The organism is Candidatus Accumulibacter vicinus (assembly GCF_000584955.1).
In the GTDB taxonomy this organism is placed as follows: Bacteria; Pseudomonadota; Gammaproteobacteria; order Burkholderiales; family Rhodocyclaceae; genus Accumulibacter; species Accumulibacter vicinus.
Genome location: NZ_JDSS02000021.1, coordinates 90,348 through 91,040, shown reverse-complemented (window position 1 = coordinate 91,040; position 693 = coordinate 90,348). Strand labels below are relative to the sequence as shown.

The 693-nt window shown below is 57.4% G+C and carries 2 protein-coding genes; both read right to left on the bottom strand.

The window, feature by feature from the left end; all coding sequences use genetic code 11:
• Positions 1-87: 87 nt before the first annotated feature.
• Positions 88-342 carry a type II toxin-antitoxin system HicB family antitoxin gene (locus CAPSK01_RS22510; protein WP_273703409.1) on the bottom strand — a complete coding sequence of 85 codons (255 nt, stop codon included), beginning with the start codon at positions 340-342 and terminating at the stop codon, positions 88-90.
• Between the two features lie 4 nt (positions 343-346).
• The gene (locus tag CAPSK01_RS22505; protein ID WP_273703408.1) at positions 347-535 is read right to left on the bottom strand and encodes a type II toxin-antitoxin system HicA family toxin; all 189 of its coding nucleotides are present in this window, start codon (positions 533-535) and stop codon (positions 347-349) included.
• Positions 536-693 lie beyond the last annotated feature (158 nt).

Genomic DNA, 693 nt, shown 5'->3' with positions numbered 1-693 from the left:
TTCTCCTTGCCTTCGGCTCTGCGAAAACCTGGCCATAGGACTTCCATCTATGAAGTAACGCGCCATGCCCGGCGCACACGTTGGAGCTCAAGAGCGCGCCGCTTGCGGCGCGTCCCCTGGAGCGAAAGGTTGGGCAGGGATAAACACATACTCCACGATGCTTTCTGCAGCAGGAGGGGCAAGACCATCCTCACGAAGGCCATCGAGATGGAATTGGATTGCCAAAAGCAGCTCGTTTTCAGTTTCCTCTACAGTGGCTCCAGTTGCGACACAACCTGGCAGGTCCGGCACATACCCGGAGAAATTGCTTTCGGCTTTTTCGATAACAATCGCATAGCGCATAATTTCAACCTTTCAGTGAGGCCTGCTTCAGAATGCTGTTGAGTGTTCCAGGAGCCAGATCGTCACTTGGCTTCCCAGCGACGGTGACGCGACCGGGTTTGACCGGGTGTTTAAACTGGCGATGACTCCCTCTGGTTGCGACCAAGAGCCACCCGTCGTTACGGAGCACAGCCAATATGTCGCTAACTTTCATGCGCCGAGTATGCCATGGCTTTGGCCTGAAGGGCCCAACGTGGAGCTAACCGGCGCTGCGCGGCTTTATCGCGCAGCGTCCAGCGACCGAAGGGAGCGAGGTTGAGCGCCATGTTGGACGAAGCCGCTACGCGGAGGAAACGGCGGCGCTGTCGTGGT